The sequence below is a fragment of the Sorangium sp. So ce131 genome, from assembly GCF_051519095.1.
GTDB lineage: Bacteria > Myxococcota_A > Polyangia > Polyangiales > Polyangiaceae > Sorangium.
In genome coordinates this window covers 4,492,551-4,515,689 of sequence record NZ_CP150455.1, presented here as the reverse complement: position 1 = coordinate 4,515,689, position 23,139 = coordinate 4,492,551, and the positions used below count along the sequence as shown (strand labels likewise).

The following is a 23,139-nucleotide window of genomic DNA, read 5'->3' as shown; positions in this document are numbered from 1 at the left end:
GTCTCGGCGGCGCGTTCGGGGGGCCGCGTAGTAGGCCGCCATGGCCCCCGGGTCAGCGCTGCTCGATTGAATCGACGTCTCGGCGCATCCCGGCGGCCAACCTATCCCCGCAGGGCGACTGGAGCGCTGGAGTCGCGGCGCCCGATGCCTTAAGGCCGGCCCGTTGACCTCTGTCGTACCGCCGCGCGATGAAGCCGAGCTCCGAGGCCGAGCGGACGCCCTCGCCGGCCTGACGCTCGCCGATCTCGCCCGCGCGCTCGGGAGCGCGATCCCCCGGGGCGGCGCGCGCACCAAGGGCGCGGCTGGCGCGCTCGTCGAGCGCGCGCTCGGCGCGACGGCCGGCTCGACGTCCAGGCCCGACTTCCCCCACCTCGGGATCGAGCTCAAGACGATCCCCGTCGACGCGGCCGGAGCGCCGCAAGAGTCGACGTTCGTCTGCTCGATCTCGCTGTCGGACGCGGACCGCGCGGAGTGGGAGACATCGCGCGCGCGCGAGAAGCTCGCCCAGGTGCTCTGGGTCCCGATCGTCGCCGCGAAGGGGCGCCCGAGCGAGGAACGTCGGCTGGGCACCCCGCTGCTGTGGCGGCCCACCCGAGCGCAGGAGCACGTCCTGCGCGCCGATTTCGACGAGCTGATGGGCCTCATCGGGATCGGCGCGATCGAGGGGCTCACCGCGCACGCGGGCCGCTGGCTCCAGGTGCGACCGAAGGCCGCGAGCGGGCGATCGCGGACGCTCGCGTTCGGGCGCGACGGGGAGCTCATCGCCGCGCTGCCGCGCGGCTTCTACCTGCGCCCCGGCTTCACCGGCGCCATCCTGAGCGACCCTGCCGCGCTGCCGCCGTGATCGGCGCCCCGGAGCGCGGCCTCACCGCAGGTCGTCACCGCACGTCGTCACCGCACGTCGTCACCGCACGTCACTTGCAGGGGACGACCTTCTTCGTGCCGTCCGGCATCGTCGCAATGCACGTCTCCATCGAGAGATCGGTGTTCACCGTCGGCGTGACGGTGCGCGGCGGATCGGCGTCGACGGAAGGCGACCCGGTCGCCCCCGGGTCGCGCGGGCGCCGCCCACCGCCGCGCGACGCCTTGCCCGTCCCCGCACTCGGCGCCGCCGTTCCCGCCGCGGTCCCGCCGTCCGTCGCTGGATCGGCCGAGCTCACGCTCGCGTCGGCCGCGCCCGCGTCGGCCGCGCCCGCGTCCATCGCAGCCGCGCCCGCGTCGGCGCCCTCTGCCTGACCCGTCGAGGCGACGCTCGGGGTCGCGGCCGCGGCGCTCGGAGCCTGGGGCGCAGGGTCGACGGCAACGGCAGCGGCGGTCTCGCTCGGCGCCGGCGCGCTCGCCACGGGCGGGGGCGCGTCCCCCAGGACCCCGGCGAACCGGCTGCGGAACTGGAGCGCCCCCCACGCGCCCACCGCCACCGCGACGGCTCCCACGGTCACGTAGAGCAGCGTGCGCCTGCGGCGCGGAGCCTCGTCCTCCGCCGGCGGCGCCGAGCCGCCGGAGCGCGAGGCCTTGTCGCTCACCGACGGGCCGCCGCTGCTCGCGCGCGACACGCGCGCGCTCCTCGTCGTGGCCCCGCGCGAGGCCGGCGGCGGCAGATCGAGCTCCGAGGCGTGCAGGCGGAGGATACCGGCGATCGTCGTGCGCGTGCCCGGCGCGGCGTACGGCGCGAGCGCCTGCACGAACTCCGCGATCGACTGGAAGCGATCCTCCGGCTCGCGCGCGATCGACTTCTCGATCACCTCGACGAGGCCCTCGGGCACCTCGGGGCGGAGATCCTGGAGCGGCTCGGGCGGCGACGTGTAGATCTTCGCGCACAGCTCGGGGAAGCTGTCGGCGACGTACGGCGGCCGGCCGCCGATGATCTCGAAGAGGCACACGCCGAGCGCGTAGATGTCCGTCCGCGGATCGACGCTCTTCGAGGAGCGCATCTGCTCGGGCGACATGTACAGCGCGGAGCCGAGGATCGTCGTCGTCTGCGTGAGCGAGACGTTGCCCGTGTCGCCGGTGAGGATCTTCGAGACGCCGAAGTCGAGCACCTTGATGAACGGGGCGCCGTCGGGGCGCTTCGTGAGGAACAGGTTCGCCGGCTTGAGATCGCGGTGGACGATGCCGAGCGCGTGCGCCTCCGCGAGCGCCTCGCACGCCTGCACGATGTGATCGATGCACTCGCCGATCGCGAGCGTGCCCGCCTCGGCGGCGTGGCACGCGAGATCCTCGCCGTCGAGCAGCTCCATGACCATGTACGGCTCGCCGCTCTCGAGCGCGGCCACGTCGAGCACGCGGACGACGTGCGGCGTCTGCAGCTTGGCGACCGTGCGCGCCTCGCGCATGAACCGCTCCGCCGCCTCCGTGTACGACATGAACTCGGGCAGCAGGAACTTGATCGCGACGCGCGTATCGAGATCGAGGTGCAGCGCCTCGACCACGAGGCCCATGCCGCCACGGCCGATCGTCCGCTCGACGCGGTACTTGCGCGCGATGACGGTGCCAGGCGCGATCGTGTAGACGTTGTCAGGCCTGGATTCCCCCGCTCCGAGCGGAAACGCAGCCGTCTCCGGGCCGACCGCGTCTTCTCCTTCGGTCGACTCCGGCTCACCAGAGGAGCGCGCCATCAAGTTAAGGTATACACGTGGCGGTTCTCCGAGGCGATTCCCGTCACGCCGCCGTAATGCGAACGGACGCGAAAATGGCGCCGGCGTAGGGAGACCCCCGGAGCAGGCGCGGGGGGGCGCCGCGCTGGGCCGCGCTGCGCTCGCAGGCGCACCGTGGCCGCAGCGGCGCCCGGTGCGGACGCCTGCTTCCCGCGGCGCGTCCACGAAGAGGCCCCGGCGGCCGGGGGGATGCTCGCGCCCCCGAGGATGACGGTTGACAGCGAGCTCAGCGAGTGCGCGCCGGCGGGGTCCTGGAGCGGCGCATGCTCGACGTCGACGACGTCCGGTGCGGCCCCTCGGTGCCGTGCGCCGGCGTCTGCCGCGTCGCCTTGAGGTTGCCGAGGTCCGCCTCGATCTCGACGCCGAGCGCGCGACAGCGCCGGATGAGCCGCTCCAGATCGACGCCGGCCTCGATGAGCAGGCCCGAGGGCGGCGAGGGGTCGACGAACATCTCGGCGGCAGGCCTGCGCGTGCGCAAGAGCTCGCGCACCTCCGGATCCTCGATCCAGAGGAAGCCGGAGGCGCCGACGAAGCTCGCCTTGCCGATGACCACGCTCGCCTGGATGAGCATGCGCGAGATGGTGTCCGGCAGCGGCGCGACCGCCTCGATGCGCGCGCGCAGGGCGTCGCTGTCGAGGCCGACCGAGAGGGCGCGCGCGATCGATGGCGGCGTGAGCAGGAGGTCGACCTGGTCGCCGACGCGGCCGATCTCGGCGAACGCCGAGAGCCCCAGCACGGCCGAGACCTTCGCGCTCGCGCCGACGCGCAGCGCGTGGGCCTCGACGAACTTGCTCTTGCCGTTGTCGGAGCTCGGCGCCGAGCCCGCGAGCAGCGCCCGCCCGCGCGGCGTCAGCCGGAGCGCGAGGTCGGCGCTGGCCACGTCCTCGGCCCCGCCGAGATCGATGATCCCGAGCGCCGGCAGCGACTCCAGCGCGATCCGCCGCGTGATGTCCGGGATCTCGGGCGACTCGACGGAGGCGCGCTCGGCCCAGCGGCGCACCAGCCGCTCCACGCCGGCGATCCGCTCGTCGGCGGCCAGGTAGCCCTGCAGCGACTGCCACGGGACCCAGCGGCCCTCGCCGAGGTCGTGCAGCGCGTCGAGCACCATCTCCCGGAGCGCGCCGATGGGGCTCGCGTCGCGGTTGTCCGACGCGACCCGGAGCACCTCGCGCTCAGCCCGCGCCTCGTCCCACGCGCCGCCGCGGCGCCACGTGGTGAACAGGAGCGGGGTCAGCTCCTGCACCTGGAGCGAGCCGGGCGGCGTCGCCGGCGAGGCGGCCGAGGCGTCCCAGAGCCCGACGGCGCGCGACAGCGCGGCGACGAGCGCGACGCTCTCGACGTCGCGCCCGAAGCGCTGCGCGAGCCGGACGAGCAGCGACCGCGGGGTGCCGACGCCGGGGCGCACGTCGCTGCCCGGCTCCCGCACGCAGTAGGCGAGGGCCAGCGCGAGCATCCCGGGGTCCGACGCGAAGCGAGCGCGCCGCGGCGCGTGGTCCTCCTCGAGGACGAACGAGCGGATCTGCTCCCGCCGCTTCTCGCGCATCCGCCGGCGATCCGCGCCGACGATCGCGGCCACCTCGGTCGGGACGACGTGCCGGTTCGGGTGGATCGGGATGAGGAAGGCGCGGCGCTCCAGCGCGAAGCCAGCGCCGCGGCGGCTCGCCGTGACCCCGCTCGCGCTGCGGAGGCGCATCGGCTCCCGCTCCAGGTCGAGCAGCTCCTGCGTGTCGACCTCGCCCCCGACGGACTCGACCGCCTCGAGCAGCCGGCGCTCGACCGGCGCGAGGCGATCGATCTCCTCGCGGAGCCGGTCCGGATTGCTCAGCGTCTCCCACGCGATCTCGAGGGAGAGCGCGATCGGCGGCGTCGCCGGGCGGCCGAGGTAGTGCGTGGCGATCGCGCTCATCGTCTCGAAGGGCGCCTGCGCGAGCAGCGCCCGGATCGCCCGCGGGTCCTCGCTCTCCCAGCTCTTCAGCTGGACGAGGAACGCCGCCGGCAGCACGAGCTCGATGCCCTCGTCCGTCTTGCGCGCGTAGACGACGCCGCGGGCGATGAGCGGCTCGAGCCCCGCCGGGAGCGAGGGGACGACGAGCACGCCGCCCGCCTCCGCGATGCGGTGGAGCAGCTCGCGGCTGGCGGTCGGGAGCCGCGACGGGTCGCGCACGTCGGGGAGGCCGACGAGCGCGCGCGCCGCCTGAGAAGGGGCGTCGATGCGCTTGGCGGCGTCGATGCGGATCCCCATGCGGGCGATGAGGCCCTTGAGCTCCGACTCGGGGAGGGCGCGGAGGATGGCGTCGAGCCGCCTCGGCGACTCGTCGAGCTCGGCCTCGTCACTGCTCGCCATCCCTCCCGATTCGCGTGTCACCCGACCCAGCTCCTCATCTGCAGGATGCCCCCGCCCCGACTGCCGTCCGTTGGTCGTGGTCATGTTCTCGACCTATCTCCGGGATACCCAATGACCCACGTGAACCGACGGAATAGCCAGCCTCCTAACGTACACCAGGATGCTCGTCCAGCTTCAAGAAATCGAGCACTTTCCTTCTGCGTTCACATTTTCGTGCGCAGCCGTCGCCAAACCGTCGCTTGGTCGTCTGTCGTCCTTCTTGGTCCTTCTTGGTCCTTCTTGGTCCTTCTTCGTCCTTCTTAGCCCTCGTGGTCGCTCTTGGTCCCTCTTAGCCTCCTCTTAGCCCCCTCTTGTCCGCCCTTCGCCCCCTTCTCGCCCCGACGCGCCTGCCGCGCCCCGGCTCGACCCGTCTGCCGACGGCTCGTGCCCTGCGCGATCGCACACGCTGCCACGACGGCGCGACGCCGAGGTGCGCAGCGCGACGCCGCGCTCTTCAAGCCCGGCGGTTGCCCGCCTACCCCCTTACGACGCGACGGTGTCATTTGCCTCCGCTTCGCGCGAAGCGGCTCCGCCGCGGCGCGAGCGGCCGCTCACGCCGGGCTTCCGTCGCGCTCGTCAGCGCGCCATGCGCGCCGCCGCCGCGCCAGCCCGACCCGATCGCCGGGGCGCGACACGGATCACGCATCACGAGCAACGCTTGCCTTCCCGTGTGGTCGCGTGGGAACGTCGCACACCTCCCTGATTTCCCGCCCCTGCTCGAGACGCATCATGCTGTGCTCCACGCCGCACGCTCGAAGCGACGCCCACGACACCACGCCCCCGCGGTCCGCCGCCGTCGGGCCGCTCTTGAGTGACCCCGCGCCCGCCGTGAGCTTGGGTTCGCGCGGAGCTCCACCTTGATCCTGCGCGACCCGGTCCACGGCCTGATCGAGTTCGAGGGCGGCGAGGCCTCGATCGTCCCCCGCCTGCTCGGCGCGCGCGAGGTGCAGCGGCTGCGGCGGATCCGCCAGCTCGGGCTGACTTCGTTCGCCTTCCCCGGCGCCGAGCACACCCGCTTCGCGCACGCGCTCGGGGCCGCGCACGTGATGCGCCTGTTGATCGCGAGGCTCCGTCAGATCGACCGCGACCTCCCGTTCTGGCAGAGGGTGACCAGCGACCGCGCGCGCGACGCGATCGCCGCAGCGTTCCTGCACGATCTCGGCCACGGGCCGCTCTCGCACCTCTTCGAGGAAGCGATGCCGGGCGCGCTCCACCACGAGCGCTGGACCGAGCGCATCCTGCTCGACCCGGCGTCGGACGTGCACCAGGTGCTCGTCCGCCAGGATCCCTACCTGCCCCAGCGGGTGGCCGACCTCATCGGCGGGCGACACGAGCTGCCCTACCTCGCCAAGGCGGTGAGCGGGACGTTCGACGTCGATCGCTGCGACTACCTGCTGCGCGACGCGCACGCGACGGGCGTCCGGTACGGCGAGTACGACCTGCCCTGGCTGCTGCACAGCCTCAGCTTCAGCGACGTCCAGGTGGAGACGCCCGGCGGCGGCGCCGCGTCCGCCCCGCCCGCGCCCTCGCTCGCGATCGACGGGACGAAGGGGATGAGCGCGATCGAGTCGTTCCTGCTCGCGCGCTTCTTCATGTTCCAGCAGGTCTATTTCCACAAGACCACGCGCAGCGCGGAGTGGATGATCGGCGTCATCCTCCGGCGCGTCGTCGCCCGCCTCGCCGCCGGGGACCGGATCCCCGAGGTCCCCGCGGGGATCGCGGTGATCGCCGCCGGCGGGATGCCCACGCTGGAGCAGCACATCGAGCTCGATGATCAGGTCCTGCTCGGGGCCATCCACGCCTGGGAGACGGGGCCCGACCCCGTGCTGTCCGACCTCGCCCGCCGCCTGCGCGTGCGCGCGCTCTTCAAGACGCTCGAGCTGTTCCCGGAGCCCGGCGAGGGGCCGGCCGAGCGCGACGCCCGGCGGGAGGCGGCGCTCGAGACGGTGCGCGAGATCGCCCGGAGCGCCGGGTTCGACCCGGAGGTGTACGTCGGCGTCGACGTCGCAGAGGACACGCCCTACGCAGAGGACGAGTCGCTCCTCGTCGTCTACCCGAAGGGCCGCCCCCGGCGCCCCGCCGAGGTGTCGTTTCTGCTGGACCGGCTGCGCAACGAGACCATGACACGCACCCGGATCCTCTTCGCGCCCGAGCTGCGGGACGCGGTGCGGGAGGCGCTGATACGCTGATGCCCACCAGGAAGACGACAGCCGCGGGATGGACCGAACGCGCGCGGCGCGCCGCCGCGGCGGGGCTCGCCGGCGCCGTCGCCGCGTCGCTCGCGGGCGAGCCCTCGGCGCGCGCCGAAGGAGACGGCGCCCATGGACGCCTGGACGGCGATCTCGAGCTGCGCGCGGGCGCGGGAGCCTCGTTCGCGGCGGGTGGCCCGGCGCTCGCCGCGCGCGGCGCCGCGGCCTACCTGTCGACCGCCGGGCTGTACGTGCACTACACCGACGCGCTCGGCGGCGAGGCGGCGCCCGCGGCGCGCTCGATCGCGACCGGCGTGTTCCTCCAGCCGCTCTTTTTGGCCAGGTACGCGAAAAATCTCGAGCACGGCCCCCCCTGGTTCGACCTCTTCCTCGACTCCTTCGCGCTCGGCGTGGGCTCGTTCTGGGAGGCGCCGCGAGGAGCCGGGCTCGCCTCCGCGCCGGGGCTGGAGCTCTCGCTGTGGCTTGGCGTGCCGCTCCTCGGCGACGCCACGGGCCCGTTCCTCGACGTCCAGGGCGCGCTCCGTTTCCGCGGGCCGGAGCTCGCCGGCGACGAGAGCGGCCGCGAGGAGCAGCGGGCGCTCGTGTCGGTCACGCTGAGCTGGCACCACGTGCTCCGGGTGCACCTCGTGGACGCGGGCGATCGGGCCTCGGCCCGAGGCCGCGCCCCGGCCCGCGTGGCGGCGAGGGGCGAGGCCGCCGGCGCGAGGGGGCCTTGAGCGGACCGCCCGGCGGGCTGCGCGCGGCGCTCGTGGCCGCGTTCCACGCGGGGCTCGCAGAGCTCGATCCCGCGGGGCTCGTCGAGCGCGCGCTCGCCGCCGAGCCGGGGGCGCCCGGCGGGCGTGTGATCGCGATCGCGGCGGGCAAGGCGGCGGTCGGGATGGCCCGGGGCGCGCTGCGGTGCTGGGGGGACAGGATCGCAGGCGGGCTCGCCGTGACCGTGGCGGCGCCCGCGGCGGCCGCGCTCGACCACGCAGCGCCGCCCGATCCCGCGGAGGCCTCGCTGCGGCCGCTCCGCGTGCTGCGCGCGGCGCACCCGATCCCCGACGCGCGCAGCGTGGACGCAGCGGAGGCGGCGCTCGCCGCCGCGGCCGAGCTCGGGCCGGACGATCTCCTGCTCGCCCTGATCTCGGGCGGGGCCTCGGCGCTGCTCGCGTCGCCTCCGCCGGGCGTCTCGCTCGCGGACAAACAGGCGCTCGTGGCGGCGCTCCTGGAGGGCGGCGCGCCGATCCGGGAGGTCAACCTCGTCCGGCGCCACGTCTCGCGGATCAAGGGCGGGCGCCTCGCGGCGGCGGCCGCCCCGGCGCGCGTGCTGACGCTGATCCTGAGCGACGTCGTGGGCGGGCTGCCGCACGACATCAGCTCCGGGCCCACGGTGCCGGACCCGACGCGCGTGGACGAGGCGCTCGCGGCGCTCGCGCGGTGGGCGCCGCAGCTCGCGCGGCTCGCGCCCGCGCTCAGCGAGTCGGTGAAGCCGGCGGACGCGCCGCGCGCGACGGCGCGCGTGCTCGCGGATCCGGGCGCGCTGGCCGAGCGCGTGGCGGCCGCGCTCGCGGCGCGCACGGGGCTCCGCGCGACCGCCGCCCCGGCCGAGGACGGCGAGGCGCGCGCGATCGTCGCGCGTCGCGTCGCGCTCGCGCGCGCGCTCACCCCCGGCGAGGCCGTCGTGATCCCCTGCGAGCCGACGCTCGCGCTGCCGCCCCAGCGCGGCGCCGGCGGCCGCGCGGGCTGGATCGCGCTCGCCGCCCTGCGCGAGCTGCCCGCGGACGTCGCCCTGCTCTGCGCGGCCTCCGACGGCGTCGACGGCAGCTCCGGCGCGGCCGGCGCCGCCGTGGACCGCGCGGCGGCCGCCGCGGTGGCTGACGGCGCCGTCGAGGCGGCGCTCGCGCGGTTCGACGACGCCGCCGTCCACCGCGCTCTCGGAACCCACGTCGAGAGCGGGCCGACGGGGCACAACCTCACCGACGTGCACGTCGTCGCGCGGGACTTCGCCCGCGGCGCGCCCGCGCGCTGAGCGGCACGCGCTGCTCGGCGCGCGCCCTCGCCGCGGCGGGCGGCTTCACTGCGGCGGGGTGACGGCCGCGCTCGTGTCGCCCATCGCCTCGCGCACCGCGAGCGCCAGCGCGCAGCTGTTCGCCTGCCGCTGCCGGGCCTCGAGCACGTTCGACTCGACCGTGGGCGTCCCGCCGATCAGGCTGCCGCTCGCCTCCCGGCGGATCCGCAGGACGGGCTTCCCGTCGGACAGCCGCCACACCCCGATCCGCGCCATGTGCGGCGCCGCGAGGAGCGCCTCGGTGGTCGCCGCGCCCTCGGCCGGCTCGTCGAGCACGAGGAGGTAGTACTGCGCCCTCGTGAGGAGCTCCGCCGCGAGCGGCACGTCGTCCCGCATGGTGTCGTCGAAGCTCGACTCGAGGAGCCGCAGGCGGAGCTCGCTCGACGCGTCCTGCGCGTCCCGCACCCACTCGTCCGAGAGGACGTGCATCGTCCGGTAGGCGACGCGCAGGTTGAACGGCTGCGCGGGCCGCGAGCAGCGCTCGGCCTCGTTGCAGTGCTCGCCCGCAGGGCAGTCGCGCGTGCGCTTGCACTCGGCGCCCGCGAGCGGGTTCGGGTTCGGCGCCCGCAGGAGGCACGACGTGAACGCGTCGCGGAGCGACTGCTGCGCGTTCTTCCGGATGGCGTCGACGCTCGTCGCCTCGTCCACGCGGAGCCGCAGGTAGATCCCCGCAAGATCGCGGAACTCCCACGCCTTGAGCGCCTCCCGATCCACGAGCTCGGCGCCGGCGCTCTTCGAGAGATCGAGGGTCCAGCCCTCCACGCGCTCGCGCATCGGGAACCAGCGCGGGCCGAGCTCGACGGCGACGGCGCGCTGGCGCGCCATCAGCTTCTGGCGGGCGCTCTCGATCTGACCCTGGGACCACTTCCAGTGGAGGATCGCCGAGACCGCCAGGATGACGGCCGTGTAGCCCCAGAACTTCGCGGGGGGCCAGCGCATCTTGGAGCGCGCTTCCCGCGCCTTGTGGACCGAAGGCAAGCCGCGTTCGCGGGGCGGCTGTTCAGAGGACATAGGAGAGGCTCCACGCACGGCGCTCCAGCCCGGTCGCGCAGGCGCGGCGCCCTCCTCCGCGCGGCCCACGCACGTGGTCTACGTACGTCGACGTGGATCTGCGTGGAGGGCGAGGCCGCGAGGAGCGCACCGGGGGAGCCACCACTTCGAGGGTGACCGGGGCCGCCGGCTTCGCCGGGCGCGCCCCGTCTGGCGCTGCGATAGGCTAAGAAGCGAGGGTCACTGCGACTTCGGAAGCTTGCCGACCATGAAGCTGACGTTCGGGTAACCGGCGAACGCCGCGGTCTGGAACACGCTCTTCACGACCAGCGCGGGCACGTTCTGATCGACCTGGAGGATGCACACGCCCGGGAACGGCTTGTTCGGCTGGACCTGCTTCCACAGCTCGCGCTTGTTCTTGAGCAGGTTGAAGAGCTCGTCGATCTTCTGGAGGCGCCCGAGCTCCTCGATCGCGCGGGTCGACCCGGCCAGCGCGCCGTCGACGAGGATCTGGTTGCCGTTCACGGCGACCATCGGCGCGTCGATGACGTCGTCGACGTTCTCCGCCTTCGGCAGCTTCACGTTCTTGTCGACCGCGATCTCGCCCGACGCCGAGAAGGACATCAGGAGGAAGATGACGGTCACGACGAGGAAGTCGATGAAGCTCACCAGGTTGAGCCCGGCGTTCGGGCTGCGGGCGCCGTGCCCCGACACCTTGTTCCACACGAAGCGGAGGGGCACTCCCTTCATGAGCCGGCGGCCCGGCTGATGGATCACGTGGGCGTGGGGGTTCTTGTGGTGCTTCGGGTTGAACCTATCCATGTGCGCGCTCCTGCCTCACCGGACCGAGAACGTCATGTTGAACGCGGGGACCTGCTTCGGCCCCTCGGGGAGCCGCATCTCGCGCTTCGGCGCGTAGAGCGCGTCGAGGACCGCGACGATCTCCTTGAAGGGCGTGCGGTTGTCCGTGTGCAGGATCGCCTGGTCGAGCTTCTTGTCGCTCGGGTCCCGGTGCCCGCCGTGCGTCTTCCACTCCTCGTCGATCTTCTTCGCCAGCTCGGGGTAGCGGAGGATCTTCGAGCTCGCGTCGCCGACCTCGACCGGCGCCTTCGGCACCTTGATCTCGCTGACCACCGTCGCCCCCTGCTTCCACACGAGCCCGAAGTCGCTCTCGCCGATGTGCAGGTTCAGCACCTTCTCCGGCGTCTGCGGGGTGAGCTCCTTGTTCGGGTCCGGAGGGCCAGGGACCTGCGCGTCCGCGTTCATGCGGGAGTTGGTGACCCAGACCGCCGTAATCAACAGGAATGCAATCGTGACCATGAGCAGGTCGATGAACGGGATCATGTTGATATCGCTGTTCGTCGACCGCTTTTTCCCGCCACCATCGCCGACGTCTACGCCGCCCATAATGCCTTCCCAACGTGAGCCTGACGCTCACCTATCCAAGTTGCTCCGGGGGACGCCCTGCCCGCAGCTCGCCGGGGGGCACCTCGCTGGGTTCTGACTTCGCCGCTCTTCCGAAGTTCCCGGGGACCCCGACGGCGCGAGCCGCCGCGCGGGGCGCTGCGAAACGAGAGCGGGCCCAGGTGCACGCCGGGCGCGAGGTGCGCCGGACGGCCTGGGCCCGCAGGGAGAACATCAAGCTTCCTTACCGATCGCGGCGACATTCACCTTTTGTCGGTTCGCCACGACCAGGTTGAGGATCTGCACGGACGCCTCGTTGATGTCGTCCTCGATGTGCTGCGTCTTGCCGTTGAGCACGGCGAAGCCGATGAGGCCGATGATCGCCACGCCGAGGCCGAAGGCCGTGCAGTTCATGGCCTCGGAGATCCCGAGGGCGAGCACGCGGGCCTTCTGGCTCGGGTCGACCGACTCGCCGGCGACGGAGCCGAACGACTTGATGAGGCCCGTCACCGTGCCGAGCAGGCCGGAGAGCATCGCGAGGTTCGCGAGCAGCGCGAGGTACGAGGTGCGCGCGCTGATCTTCGGCAGCTCGCGGAGGGCCGCCTCGTCCATCGCCGCCTGGACCTCCTCGTCGGGGCGGTTCACCTTGACCAGACCGGCCTGGACGATGCGGGCGAGCGGGGCGTTCGCCGCGGAACACATCTTCACAGCCTTGGCGACATCACCCGCCAGGATGCACTTCTGCATGGTGGCGAGGAAGACGTCCTTGTTGATCGACGAGCCGAACAGGTAGAGGGCGCGCTCGACAATGATGCCGATCGTCAGGATCGACCAGAACAGGATGGGCCACATACCCCACCCACCCTCTTTGAAAGCTTCATACGCTCCGTGCATTGCTGTGTCCTCCAGTTCGCCTCGCGTCCCCGGGATGAGGTTTCGCGCAACTCGATCGGTTCCCTTTGTCAGACTCGTGTTGCCGAGGGGCGGCAGTCTTTCGATCCCACGTAACAACCGGTGAGAGGCCTGCTTCGCTTGGCGGGCTGGCCGTGGACGGCGTGCTGCTGTCGCTCTCTGGCGAGATGCCCACGGGACGCTAGCCGAGCGGCGCTGACCTCTGCAAGAGTCCTGATCGTCTCTCTGGGTGCTGGCGCCCGGCGCCGCCCCCAGCTCTCTCACCTGCTGTCCAAGACTGACATTTCGCGCCGTGACACCAGGGGGCTCTATCAGGGCTCTGGGCGCGGCTCCCCCGCTCACCGAGAGCGTGCCGCCTTCTCTTGGCCAAGCTACGCCGATGCGCCCGGGGGACTCGCGCATCTTCGCGATTGAGACCCGGCGCCGTCAAGAGAGATTTGACCACACCTCAGCGCTCTGATACGAGCAAAAATTTACAACAATTCGCAGGGTTATGCGGCGCGCCGCCCGGGGCGCGCCGGGCGTCCGCCGCCGAGCTCGCCGGCCGGGAGACGCCGCGCCGGCAAGACCGGCCGCCGGCCCGACAGCGCGCTGCGGCAGCGCGCGGCATCACCGGTCGAGGGCCGGGATGGAGTTATTAAGTAGCGGGCGCGGCATGGCCGAGGACGGCGGCTCGCCCGCCCGGCGACGCCGCCGGGGGCGCCCCGGAGCGCGCCGCGGCCTGCTGGTCCGGTCCGTCCGGCCCCTTTTCCCCCGGGGAGCGCGGGCCTCGTGAGACCCCGGATCCGCTTCCGGCCGCGGATCTGCGCGGATCCCCGCGTCTCGGCCGCGCGGCGCAGCGCATCGCCGAGCTTGCACCCGGGATCGGGCGGCAGTTATAGTCGCCGCGCCTGGAGATTGTCGGGCTTCTGACGACGCTGAGAAAGGGACTTCGAGGATGCGTCATCTGCTGATGTTGGCGGCCGAGGGTGGTGGCGAAGGTGGGATGTGGGAAGCCATCAAACACAATCCGACCTTCCTGATCGCGAACCTGGTCGTCTCGGCGGTCGTGGTGACGATCATCATCGAGCGAACCGCGTTCCAGCTGGGACGCTACCGGGTGAACTCGAAGGAGTTCTTCGCGCAGGTGAAGAAGCTGGTGGCGGCGGGCAACATCGACCGCGCCATCAAGCTGTGCGACGCGAGCGACTACCCCATCCTCCAGCTCGTGAAGGCCGGCCTCACCCACGCGAACAAGGGGGCCGATGAGATCGACGCCGCCCTCAGCGAGAAGCTGTCGGAGCTCAAGCCCGCGGTGGAGAAGCGCATCGGCGCCCTCTGGTCGCTCGCGAACATCGCGACGCTGATCGGCCTCATCGGGACGGTCTCCGGCCTGATCAACACCTTCGCCTCCATCGCCGCCCAGGGCCTCTCCCAGGCCGACAAGCAGCGGATGCTCTCGAACGGCATCGCGGAGGCGATGTACAACACGGCGTTCGGGCTCGCGATCGCCGTGGTGTGCATGATCGCGCACGTGCTGCTCCACACCCGCTCCAAGAACATCCAGCACGATCTCGAGGCGACGACGGAGCGCGTCTTCAACCTGCTCACGATCAGCAGCAAGCCTGGGTACTAGCCCATGGCGGACCCGCAAGACGTCCCGCTCAGCTCGGCGCAGCGGTCGAAGATCCGGCGCCTCTCGCAGCCCAAGGAGCCCGAAGCCGGGGAGGAGGCCGGCGAGCTCAACGTCGTTCCTTACCTGGACATCATCACGAACATCCTCATCTTCGTGCTCGCCAGCGTCTCGGTGACCTTCGTGTCGTCCATCGACACGACGCCGCCCGCCATCGGGTCGGGCAAGGTGCGCAGCGAGCTCTCCAGCAAGGCGCTGAACCTCTCCGCGTTCATCACCAGCCAGGGGATCTCGCTGAAGACGTCGAGCGGCAACATCGCGCCCGGCTGCCAGGACGTGGGCAGCGGCGTCACGATCCCGAAGGTGAACGAGAGCTACGACTTTCCCGCGCTCACGGCGTGCGCGAAGCGCCTCAAGAACGCCCGCCCCGAGTTCAAAGAGGAGACGCAGGTGACGATCACGGCGAACCCGGGCATCGACTACAAGACCATCATCGACGTGATGGACTCGCTGCGGAGCGAGGGCGAGGAAGTGCTCTTCCCCGAGGTCTACTTCGGGGTGCCCGGGGTCTCCCGATGAGCGCCGAGCTGCCCCGGGCGCCGCAGCCGCAGCCGAAGGCGAGCGTCGTCCGCTACAAGGCGGCGCTCCGGAAGGCGATCCGCCGGAACCGGCGCGAGCCCGAGATCGACTTCCTGAACATCACGGCGATGCTCGACCTGATGACGATCATCCTCGTCTTCCTGCTGAAGAGCGTGGGGTCGTCGGCGGCGTCCATCCCGCAGTCGAAGGACCTCACCCTGCCGAAGTCGGTGATGCAAGCCGAGCCCTCGCAGGAAGGGGTGGTCGTGATCGTCTCGAAGACGCAGATCCTGGTCGGCGACGATCCGACCCCGATCGTCGTGCTGCCGAGCCGCGAGCAGCTCGCCCAGTCCGGCGTCGACGCGCGGTACAAGCGCAGCGGACCGAACGATCACTACATCGTGCCGCTCGCGAACGCGCTCTCCCACGCGCGCGAGACGGACAAGGCCGTCCGCGCCGCGAAGGGGCTCGATCCGTCGTCGTCCGAGGCGATCGTCGTCGCCGACGCGACCACGCCGTACCGCCTGCTCTGCGAGGTCCTCTTCACCCTCGGACAGAGCGAGTTCGGCAAGCACCACCTGATGGTCCTGAGCGGCGGCAGCAAGCAGTAGCCGCCCCCTCCTACCCTACCCCCTCGACAGTCCTGAGCAGCGGCAGCAAGCCGTAGCCGCCCTCTCCTCTGCCCGCCGCCCCGGCGCTGCCCGGGCGAGCGGCGCCTCTTCCGCGAAGCGGACGGCGCGCTCGCTGCCGGTCGCGCCGTCCCCGTCGCTCAGTCCACCGCGAACAGCTCTTCCAGATCCGCCTTCGTGAGCTTCTTGGCGCCGCCGGCGTCCTCGCTGAGCACGGAGGCGACGAGCTGACGCTTCTTGTCCTTCAGCTGCAGGATCTTCTCCTCGATCGTGCCCGCGGCGATGAGCCGGTACGCGGTGACCACCTTCGTCTGCCCGATGCGGTGCGCGCGGTCCGTCGCCTGCTGCTCGACGGCCGGGTTCCACCACGGGTCGAAGTGGATCACCGTGTCGGCCGCGGTGAGGTTCAGGCCGGTGCCGCCCGCCTTGAGGCTGATGAGGAAGACCGGCACGCTCGGATCGCTCTGGAAGCGCTCGACGCGCTCCGGCCGGTCCTTCGTGGAGCCGTCGAGGTACTCGTAGGGGACGCCGTCCTCCTTCATCGCCCGCTCGATGAGCTTCAGCATCATCACGAACTGGCTGAAGACGAGGACCTTGTGCCCGCCCTCGACCGCGTTCGCGATGAGCTCGCGCACCGCGACGAGCTTGCCGGAGTCGTCGTCGCCGAACTCGCGCGGGAGCCCGAGCAGCCGCGGATCGCAGGCCGCCTGCCGGAGCCGAGTGAGGCCGGCGAGGATCTGCAGCTGGCTCTTCGCCAGGCCGACGCGCTCGACCTCGCCGAGGACCTGCGCCCGGACCTCGCGCGCGACCTGCATGTAGAGCGCCCGCTGCTCGCCGGTGAGATCGCAGATCTGATCCATCTCGATCTTCTCCGGCAGATCCTTGGCGACCTCCTGCTTCGTGCGGCGCAGGATGAACGGGTGGATCGCGGCGCGGAGCCGCTGCGCCGTCTTGTAGTCGCCCGCCTCGATCGGCCGCGAGAAGCGCGCCTCGAACTTGTCGAGCGAGCCGAGCAGGCCCGGCGAGACGAAGTCGAAGATCGACCAGATCTCCGAGAGGCGGTTCTCGATGGGCGTGCCCGTGAGGGCGAGGCGGCGCTTCGCGCGGAGCCGCTTCGCCGCCGCGGCGGTGGCGCTCATCGGGTTCTTGATGTGCTGCGCCTCGTCCAGGATGGCGTACGTGAGGTCGAGCTGCGCGAGGAAGTCCTCGTCGCGCCGGAGCAGCGCGTAGCTCGTGATCACCACCTCGGCCGACTTCACCTCGTCGATCTGGTCCTTGCGGTCGGCGCCGTGCCAGAGCGCGACCGAGAGCGACGGCGCGAACCGGGCGAGCTCGCGCTCCCAGTTCGTCACGACGCTCGTCGGCGCGACGATGAGCGCGCGCATCTGCTTCTCCTCCTGCTTCACCGCGAGCAGGAGGGCGATCGTCTGGACCGTCTTGCCGAGGCCCATGTCGTCGGCGAGCACGCCGCCCGAGCCGATGTCGTGGATGAACTTGAGCCACGACAGGCCCGCTTCCTGGTAAGGCCGGAGCGTCGCCTTCAGGTTCCGGGGCCGCTTCGTGCTGCCGATCTCGTCGATGTTGCTGAGCTTGTGGAAGAGCTCGCGCGCCGAGGCGGTGACGTTCGTCCCGGTGGCGTGCTGGAGCAGCTCGTGCACCCGCCCTGCCTGCGCCAGCGGGAGCCGGCCGTTCTTGCCGGCCGACATCATCAGCTCGACCTCGCGATCGAGCATCGCGCGGACGGCGTCGGGGTCGAACGCGGCGAACGAGCCGTCCTCGAGGCGGACGTAGCGCTTGCCCTCGGCGAGGCAGCGGCGCAGCTCGTCGCGATCGACGTCGACCCCCTCGCTCTCGAAGCTGAGCTTGACGTTCAGCCAGTCCATCCCCGAGGTGACCTTGGCGAACACGCCGATCGGCTTGCTGCGCACCTGGGTATCGACGAGATCCTCGGGCACGAAGAGGTCCCAGTCGTCGGGGAGCTCGGCGAGCCCCTCGGTCCAGAACGTGAGCGCGTGATCGCCGTTCGCGATGAAGCCCTGGCCGGTCTCGTCCGGCCTGAGCCCGAGCGCGAGCAGCTTGCTCGCCGCCTCCTGCTGCGCGGCGATGTCCACGCGGATGCAGCGGGCGCGCTTCATCCCCTCCTCGGGCGGCTGCACGAGCACGGGCGGCGAGATGCCGTCGGCGCGCACGGCGACCTCCGCGTCCCCGTACGCGGCGAACAGCGTGACGCGCGCCTCGATCAGCGAGCCGCCCGCGCGCATGCGGAACGTGGGCACGAGGTCGACGACCTCGGCGATCTGGTTCAGATCGGGCAGCTCCGCGCCGACCTCGAGCGCGATCTTGGGCAGGCCCTGCATGATGATGCGGGGCAGCTCGCTCATCGGCTCGCCGATGGTCGGCGAGCGGAGCAGGCGGCGCATCGCCGCGGGGGAGACGCGCTTGTCGACGCGGCGGGCGATCCCCTCCTGGGTGTCGATGTGCCAGCCGGGCCAGCCCTCGAACCACCCGCCTTGCAGGAGCGAGAAGCGGCGCTTGTCGTTGCCCCGCTCGAAGCTCGCCTTGACGATGATCGTGTCGCCGCCGACGGTCTCGAGATCGAAGCGCGGCCGGAGGCTGTCCTCGCCGAAGCGGAGCTGCATGAGCGCCGGCTCGAGGAGCACGCGCTGGCCCTCCAGGAGGGGGAGCAGCTCGGCCACGTCCTCGCCGCGGATGTCGACCGCCGGGTGGCGCGGGTTGCCGCTCTCGAAGCGGGCGAGCAGCCGGAGGGCGTCGCGATCGGGCGTCGGGTACATCGCCTGCCAGGCCAGCGCCGCGGACGGCAGCACCGGGACGCGCGCCTCGGCGTCGAGCACCGTGACCGTCAGCGCCCCCTGCCGCACGTGGAGCCGGAACTCGACCCGGCGCGCCCCGGTGACGCCCTCCGGCGGCAGCCAGGCGCCGATGCCGGTCTGCTTGGCCGTGGCGTCCTGGACCGGCGCGGTGAGCGTGACGACCGGGGAGCCGGGCGGCCCGTGCGTGCCGACGACGGTCGGCACGGGCACCGGCGGCGTGATCGCGAGCCGCCCGCGGCGGTCGCGCCGGCGCACGCGCTTCAGGGCGTCACCGCCGGCGTGCGCGGTCTGCGGGACGAGCGCCGGGATCGGCGGCTCGCGCCGGGGCTGGGAGCCGCGCGCCTGGTCGCGGATGCTGATGAGCAGCGCCGCGACGTGCTTGCAGTGCTGCCCGGCCTTCTGGAACGCGGGGCAGGAACACTGCGACTGGATGCCGTCGGGCGAGAGCTCCACCTTGACCGGGTACGGCTCGGAGTCGGCGGCGCGGACGGTGCCGCTCGCCGTCGTCTCGTTGATGGAGATGTCCTCGACGACGCGGCGCCGGAAATACTCCAGCCCGCGGAGGAAGGTGCGGGCGCCAAGCAGCCTTCGCAGGCCACGATCGCTGAGGGTGGAGAGTGCGTCGGAGATCGGAGGCGGCACGTCGTGGGCTCGGGATACGGGTGCGGCGGCAATTCGCCGGGATGGGTCAGGTGAACGGGACCACGGGCCGGTCCCGCTGGATCGAAGAACCGTCATCAGATGAAGAACGGCAAGAACACGAAGATCACGGCGGGGAGCATCTTGATGAGCACATGGATCGCAGGGCCGGCCGCGTCCTTGAGCGGATCACCGATCGTGTCGCCGACGACGGCGGCGCCGTAGGTGGGGTTGTCCGCTCGCGCCCCCGTCTCGTCGACGAGGTAACGCCCGCCGTGCGCGCCGGTCGCGATGTACTGCCTCGCATTGTCCCAGATCGCCCCGGTATTCCCTAGGAAGAGCGACCCGAGGACGCCTGCGACCGTCCCGGCCATGATCAGGGCCGCGACTGAATCCGCCGCGACCAGAGGATTATCCTCCGTCCTTGCAAAGCGCAAGGCAAGTCCCACGACGACGGGCACCACCGCCGAGACCAGGGCGGGCGCGATCATGTGCCGCAGCGCCGCCCGAGAGACCATCTCGACGCAGGGCTCGTGATCGCCGGCGGAGCCCGGCGGCCGGGCGCGGGCCTGGCGCCGCGCCTCGTCGAGGACGCGGCGGCCGGCCTGGAGCACGTTGCGGAGGCAGCGGCCCGCCAGCCAGAAGACCAGGAGGATGCCGACCAGCGCCCCGAGGTAGACCTCGGGCCGGTCGAGGCGCACGACCATGGCCGCCGTCTCGCCGCCGCTCGACGCCGCGGCGCTCACGGCGCGCCGCCGGGACTCGTCGAGGTAGCCGGCGACGAGCAGCAGGGAGGCGAGCGCCGCCACCCCCGCGGTGTACGCCTTCGTGATCGCCTTCGTGGTGTTGCCGACGGCGTCCAGCACGAGGGTGCGGCCGCGGACGTCCGGGCGGTCGCGGGCGACCGTGAGCGCGACGATGCCGCCCGCGTTGTCGACGATGGGCCCGAACGCGTCCATGGCGAGGACGTACCCGGCGGTGCCCAGCATGCCCATGGTGGCCACCGCGGTCCCGAACAGGCCTCCGCCGGCGAGCCCGGAGCGGGCGCCGAGCACGTAGGAGCCGAAGGTCGCGCCGATGACGACGACGAGCGGGAGCACCGAGCTCTCCAGGCCGATCGCGAACCCGCGCAGCACGGCCATCGCCGATCCGCTGCGGGCCGCCTCGGCGAGCTCGCGGACGGGGCGGTGCCGCTGCTCGGTGTAGTACTGCGTCACGTGGAGCACGCCGATGCCGGCGACGATGCCGATGACGCCGCACGCGAAGAAGACGACCCAGTGGGCGCCGAGCAGCCACTTGGCCGCGCCGGCGATCCCGACGGCGTGCAGGATCGCCGTGACGTAGAGCCCCCGCACGAGGGCGTTGAAGGCGTCCTCGCGGTCGTCGGTCTTGACGACCATGACGCCGAAGAGCGTGGCGATGAGCCCGAACGCCCGGCTGACCAGCGGGAAGAGCACGACGGCGAGGGCGCTCGGCAGCCCGGCGTTGCCGCGGAAGAGCATCGCGCCGACGACCATGGCGCCCGCGTTCTCGGCCACGGTCGAGGCGAAGACGCCGGCCGCGCGCCCGGCGCAGTCGCCGACCGCGTCGCCGGCCAGGTCGACGATGGTGGCCGGGTTCTGCAGATCGTCGTCGTCGAGCCCGACCTCCGCGCCCGCGAGATCCGCGCCGAGGTCGGCCGCCTTGGCGAAGGTGCCGCCGCCGAGCTGCGCCATCAGCGCCGCGAAGGAGGCGCCGAGGGGGTAGCCGGCGATGACCCAGGGGATCGTCGGCGCGAGGGCGAGCGCCTCCGAGGGCTCGGCCCCGAAGCCGCCGCGGACCGCGAGGAACGCGGCGAACAGGCCGCCGAGGCCGAGCAGGCTGAGGCCCGCGACGAAGAGCCCCGAGACGGCGCCGCCGCGGAGGGCGATCTGCAGCGCGAGGTCGAGCGAGCGGCGGGCGCCGCTCGCCGCGCGCACGCTGGTGCGCGGGGCGATCCAGGTGGCGACGCGGCCCGCGGCGACCGCGCTGGCCGCCCCGACCGCGAACGAGAGGGTGAGCCACACCCCGAGCTCGAGCGCCGGCACCGGGTTCTTCTCCCCGGCGCCCCGGAGCAGGCCGTACGCGAGGAAGATGGCGCCGCCGAGCATCGCGGAGACGGCGCCGATCACGCTGCTCTGGCGGCGGAAGTACGCCTCGGCGACCCCCTGGATGGTCTCGGCCACGCGCTGCATCTCGGGCTCGACCGCGGGGCGCGCGACCACCCAGCGGGCGAGATAAGCCGCGAAGGCGAGCCCGATCAGGCCCCCGCTGAGGATGAGCGCAAGCTCCGTCATGACGGTCGGACCGGGCGCGCACGTGAGAGCGCCCCCTCGGCCGGTGAGGGACAGTGCGGGTGGTGCCCGCGGGAGCGCCGCAAAAACCCGCGCTGAAGCGGCGCACGCCTTCCCTACTCCGGTCGGCAGGGCCGCGCAAGCGAAGACGACCGGCCCGGCGCGGTCATTTCACGTCGTTTGCGTCGCGACCCACCGCGTGGTCGAGCCGGGTCTTCGCGACGAGCGCCCCGACGCGCGCGTTCAGCTGCTGGAGCCGCGCGCGCGTGACCTCGGTCTCCGCGTCGACCAGGTCGACGCTCGTGCCCTGCCCCACCCGGAACAGCTCGGACCTCACGCGCATCACCTCCGCGGCCGCCGCGAGCTGGCGCTCGGCGGACTCGATGCTGCTCGCCGATTTGTTCAGGTCGGCGTAGGCCGACGCCACCTCGAGCCGGAGGGCGTCGCGCAGCGCGGCCTTCTGCTCGACGATCTGCGCCGTCCGGGCGCTCGCCTCGGCGGACGCCCCCGCGGTGGTGAAGACGTCGTTGAGCACCCACGAGGCGCGGACGCCGGCGGCCCACGTCATGTCGAACTGGTTCTGCTGCGGGAAGATGCGCTGGTTGGGGTTCGCGTACGTGAGCTCGGCGAACGCGTCGACGCGCGGGAAGTAGCCGGCCCGGGTGACCGCCTCGGCCTTCTCCAGCGAGTACTGCGTCTCGTCGAGGGCGCGGATCTCGAGGCGCCGCTGGAGCGCCTCCTGGTACAGCGCCGGGAGCGCCTCGGCCGCCGGCCGCGAGGGCGCGCTGCCCATCACGTCGATCCCCAAGGCCAGCGGCCTGTCAGGCGCCGCGCCGAGCGCGATCCGGATCTGGTCGTCGGCGACGAGGAGCGCGGCCTGGGCCTCGCTGAGCAGCTGCTCCGCGTTGGCCACCTGGGCCTCGAGCCGGAGCACGTCGGCCCGCGAGATGCGCCCGACCTGGAAGTTGCGTTGCGCGTCCTCGACGTGGGCTCTGGCCTGAGACACCGCCTCACCTGCGACGACCACCTGCCCCTTCACGCGGACCCAGTTGAAGAACGCGATCTTCGCGTCGGCCGCGGCCTGCAGCGTCTCCGCCTGGAGCTCGAGCCGCTTCGCGCTCTCCGCGTGCGAGGCCGCGGCGTACCCCTGCGAGATGCGCAGCACGTAATCCGAGATGGGCACGGCGAGGTTCGCCGTGAGCGCGTAGGTGTTCAGCGCGTTGTAGACCTCGAGGGCGGGCTCTCCGCCGGGCGAAGGGAAGCTCGAGAAGAGGTCGGCGAGCGGATTGTCCACCTCGGAGAGGCGCGTGTACGTCGCCGTCACGGTGACGCGCGGGAAGAAGTTGACCAGCGCCTGGTCGACCCTGGCCGCGGCCGCGCGGAGCTCGGCTTGCTTCACGCGGAGCGAGGCGCGCGTCCGGAGCGTGGCCTTCGCGACCTCCTCCGGCGTCAGCCCTCCCGGCTGCGCCGCGAGCGCGGTCGCGAGCGGATCGGCCTTCGGCGCCGCGGGCTGGGCGGCCGCGGGCGGCGCCGGCTTGGGGGCGGGTTGAGCGCCGGCGGGAGGGGGCGGCGCGGGCTGCGGTGCGATCGGCTGCGCCGCGGCGGGCGGGGCGAGGAGCCCGAGGGCGAGGAGCCCGGCGAGCGTCGAAACGAGCGAGAGGCTGCGTCGAGGCGGGGGAGCGGTGCTTTTCATGACCGGTCGGTCACTTATGGGCGGTGAAAGCACCCGTCAAGTCACAGGCGTCCGCGCGTCGGGCGTCGGCGATCGCTCGCCCCGTCCACCGGCGGACCATGACCGTGCAGTCGACGCTCCCGGCGCTCGTCGCGCCTCGCGGCGCCGCCGCGCCGCTGCGCGTGAGCTCCGCGGGGATCGCGGACTGGCGTGTTCGTCATACCGTGCCGCAATGAGCCACGACGGCCGGGACGTGACCACC

At 72.4% G+C, this 23,139-nt stretch carries 16 protein-coding genes; 7 read left to right on the top strand and 9 right to left on the bottom strand.

Going from position 1 to position 23,139, the window contains the following annotated elements; all coding sequences use genetic code 11:
- Positions 1-163 precede the first annotated feature (163 nt).
- A complete protein-coding gene (gene mutH, locus WMF43_RS16590) occupies positions 164-844 on the top strand; it encodes a DNA mismatch repair endonuclease MutH (protein ID WP_437681349.1) in 681 nt (226 codons plus the stop codon).
- Between the two features lie 70 nt (positions 845-914).
- Here mutH and WMF43_RS16585 read toward each other — a convergent pair whose 3' ends face one another.
- Together WMF43_RS16585 and WMF43_RS16580 are read right to left on the bottom strand one after the other, a co-directional pair.
- Positions 915-2,615, bottom strand: coding sequence for a serine/threonine-protein kinase (locus WMF43_RS16585; protein WP_437681348.1), 1,701 nt, complete (start codon positions 2,613-2,615; stop codon positions 915-917).
- 265 nt (positions 2,616-2,880) lie between these two features.
- On the bottom strand, positions 2,881-4,998 hold the full coding sequence (locus WMF43_RS16580; protein WP_437681347.1) for a hypothetical protein: 2,118 nt from the start codon (positions 4,996-4,998) through the stop codon (positions 2,881-2,883).
- 896 nt (positions 4,999-5,894) lie between these two features.
- On the opposite strand from WMF43_RS16580, the gene WMF43_RS16575 reads away from it, so the two are divergent.
- Genes WMF43_RS16575 through WMF43_RS16565 form a run of 3 tightly spaced genes read left to right on the top strand, consistent with a single transcriptional unit; the run spans position 5,895 to position 9,258 of the window.
- The gene (locus WMF43_RS16575) at positions 5,895-7,226 is read left to right on the top strand and encodes an HD domain-containing protein (protein WP_437681346.1); all 1,332 of its coding nucleotides are present in this window, start codon (positions 5,895-5,897) and stop codon (positions 7,224-7,226) included.
- Positions 7,226-7,963: a hypothetical protein gene (locus tag WMF43_RS16570; RefSeq protein WP_437681345.1), complete on the top strand. Its 738-nt coding sequence runs from the start codon at positions 7,226-7,228 to the stop codon at positions 7,961-7,963. Before WMF43_RS16575 ends, WMF43_RS16570 begins: the two co-directional genes overlap by 1 nt.
- Positions 7,960-9,258 carry a DUF4147 domain-containing protein gene (locus tag WMF43_RS16565; protein ID WP_437681344.1) on the top strand — a complete coding sequence of 433 codons (1,299 nt, stop codon included), beginning with the start codon at positions 7,960-7,962 and terminating at the stop codon, positions 9,256-9,258. Before WMF43_RS16570 ends, WMF43_RS16565 begins: the two co-directional genes overlap by 4 nt.
- Before the next feature lie 45 nt (positions 9,259-9,303).
- On the opposite strand, the gene WMF43_RS16560 is transcribed toward WMF43_RS16565, so the two are convergent.
- The 4 genes from WMF43_RS16560 to WMF43_RS16545 form a co-directional block, all read right to left on the bottom strand.
- Positions 9,304-10,236 carry a hypothetical protein gene (locus tag WMF43_RS16560; protein ID WP_437681343.1) on the bottom strand — a complete coding sequence of 311 codons (933 nt, stop codon included), beginning with the start codon at positions 10,234-10,236 and terminating at the stop codon, positions 9,304-9,306.
- Positions 10,237-10,527: 291 nt separating this feature from the next.
- Entirely contained in the window at positions 10,528-11,109 is a 582-nt protein-coding gene (locus WMF43_RS16555; protein ID WP_104980891.1) for an ExbD/TolR family protein, read from the bottom strand.
- A 15-nt stretch (positions 11,110-11,124) separates the two neighbouring features.
- Complete coding sequence (locus WMF43_RS16550) at positions 11,125-11,694, bottom strand: biopolymer transporter ExbD (RefSeq protein ID WP_437681342.1); 570 nt, start codon at positions 11,692-11,694, stop codon at positions 11,125-11,127.
- A gap of 231 nt (positions 11,695-11,925) precedes the next feature.
- Positions 11,926-12,585, bottom strand: coding sequence for a MotA/TolQ/ExbB proton channel family protein (locus WMF43_RS16545; RefSeq protein ID WP_437681341.1), 660 nt, complete (start codon positions 12,583-12,585; stop codon positions 11,926-11,928).
- Between the two features lie 1,003 nt (positions 12,586-13,588).
- On the opposite strand from WMF43_RS16545, the gene WMF43_RS16540 reads away from it, so the two are divergent.
- The 3 genes from WMF43_RS16540 to WMF43_RS16530 are packed head-to-tail and all read left to right on the top strand — an operon-like array spanning position 13,589 to position 15,405.
- Complete coding sequence (locus WMF43_RS16540) at positions 13,589-14,218, top strand: MotA/TolQ/ExbB proton channel family protein (RefSeq protein ID WP_234023755.1); 630 nt, start codon at positions 13,589-13,591, stop codon at positions 14,216-14,218.
- Between the two features lie 3 nt (positions 14,219-14,221).
- Positions 14,222-14,794, top strand: coding sequence for an ExbD/TolR family protein (locus tag WMF43_RS16535; protein ID WP_437681340.1), 573 nt, complete (start codon positions 14,222-14,224; stop codon positions 14,792-14,794).
- Positions 14,791-15,405, top strand: coding sequence for an ExbD/TolR family protein (locus WMF43_RS16530; RefSeq protein WP_437681339.1), 615 nt, complete (start codon positions 14,791-14,793; stop codon positions 15,403-15,405). The genes WMF43_RS16535 and WMF43_RS16530 overlap by 4 nt, the downstream gene beginning before the upstream one ends.
- 158 nt (positions 15,406-15,563) lie before the next feature.
- Here the strand turns inward: WMF43_RS16530 and WMF43_RS16525 are convergent, their stop codons facing one another.
- From WMF43_RS16525 to WMF43_RS16515, 3 genes are all read right to left on the bottom strand, one after another.
- Positions 15,564-18,896, bottom strand: a complete 3,333-nt coding sequence (locus tag WMF43_RS16525; protein ID WP_437681338.1) for an SNF2-related protein — start codon at positions 18,894-18,896, stop codon at positions 15,564-15,566.
- 95 nt (positions 18,897-18,991) lie between these two features.
- Entirely contained in the window at positions 18,992-21,208 is a 2,217-nt protein-coding gene (locus tag WMF43_RS16520) for a sodium-translocating pyrophosphatase (RefSeq protein ID WP_437681337.1), read from the bottom strand.
- 163 nt (positions 21,209-21,371) lie between these two features.
- A complete protein-coding gene (locus WMF43_RS16515; RefSeq protein ID WP_437681336.1) occupies positions 21,372-22,898 on the bottom strand; it encodes a TolC family protein in 1,527 nt (508 codons plus the stop codon).
- Positions 22,899-23,139: the final 241 nt, after the last annotated feature.

What these genes read in the sequence shown, in the direction of transcription:
- WMF43_RS16585 (WP_437681348.1), bottom strand. Translation starts at nt 2,615, where the DNA reads ATGGCGCGCTCCTCTGGTGAGCCGGAGTCGACCGAAGGAGAAGACGCG.
- WMF43_RS16580 (WP_437681347.1), bottom strand. Translation starts at nt 4,998, where the DNA reads ATGGCGAGCAGTGACGAGGCCGAGCTCGACGAGTCGCCGAGGCGGCTC.
- WMF43_RS16570 (WP_437681345.1), top strand. Translation starts at nt 7,226, where the DNA reads ATGCCCACCAGGAAGACGACAGCCGCGGGATGGACCGAACGCGCGCGG.
- WMF43_RS16560 (WP_437681343.1), bottom strand. Translation starts at nt 10,236, where the DNA reads ATGCGCTGGCCCCCCGCGAAGTTCTGGGGCTACACGGCCGTCATCCTG.
- WMF43_RS16555 (WP_104980891.1), bottom strand. Translation starts at nt 11,109, where the DNA reads ATGGATAGGTTCAACCCGAAGCACCACAAGAACCCCCACGCCCACGTG.
- WMF43_RS16550 (WP_437681342.1), bottom strand. Translation starts at nt 11,694, where the DNA reads ATGGGCGGCGTAGACGTCGGCGATGGTGGCGGGAAAAAGCGGTCGACG.
- WMF43_RS16545 (WP_437681341.1), bottom strand. Translation starts at nt 12,585, where the DNA reads ATGCACGGAGCGTATGAAGCTTTCAAAGAGGGTGGGTGGGGTATGTGG.
- WMF43_RS16540 (WP_234023755.1), top strand. Translation starts at nt 13,589, where the DNA reads ATGTGGGAAGCCATCAAACACAATCCGACCTTCCTGATCGCGAACCTG.
- WMF43_RS16535 (WP_437681340.1), top strand. Translation starts at nt 14,222, where the DNA reads ATGGCGGACCCGCAAGACGTCCCGCTCAGCTCGGCGCAGCGGTCGAAG.
- WMF43_RS16530 (WP_437681339.1), top strand. Translation starts at nt 14,791, where the DNA reads ATGAGCGCCGAGCTGCCCCGGGCGCCGCAGCCGCAGCCGAAGGCGAGC.
- WMF43_RS16520 (WP_437681337.1), bottom strand. Translation starts at nt 21,208, where the DNA reads ATGACGGAGCTTGCGCTCATCCTCAGCGGGGGCCTGATCGGGCTCGCC.
- WMF43_RS16515 (WP_437681336.1), bottom strand. Translation starts at nt 22,898, where the DNA reads ATGAAAAGCACCGCTCCCCCGCCTCGACGCAGCCTCTCGCTCGTTTCG.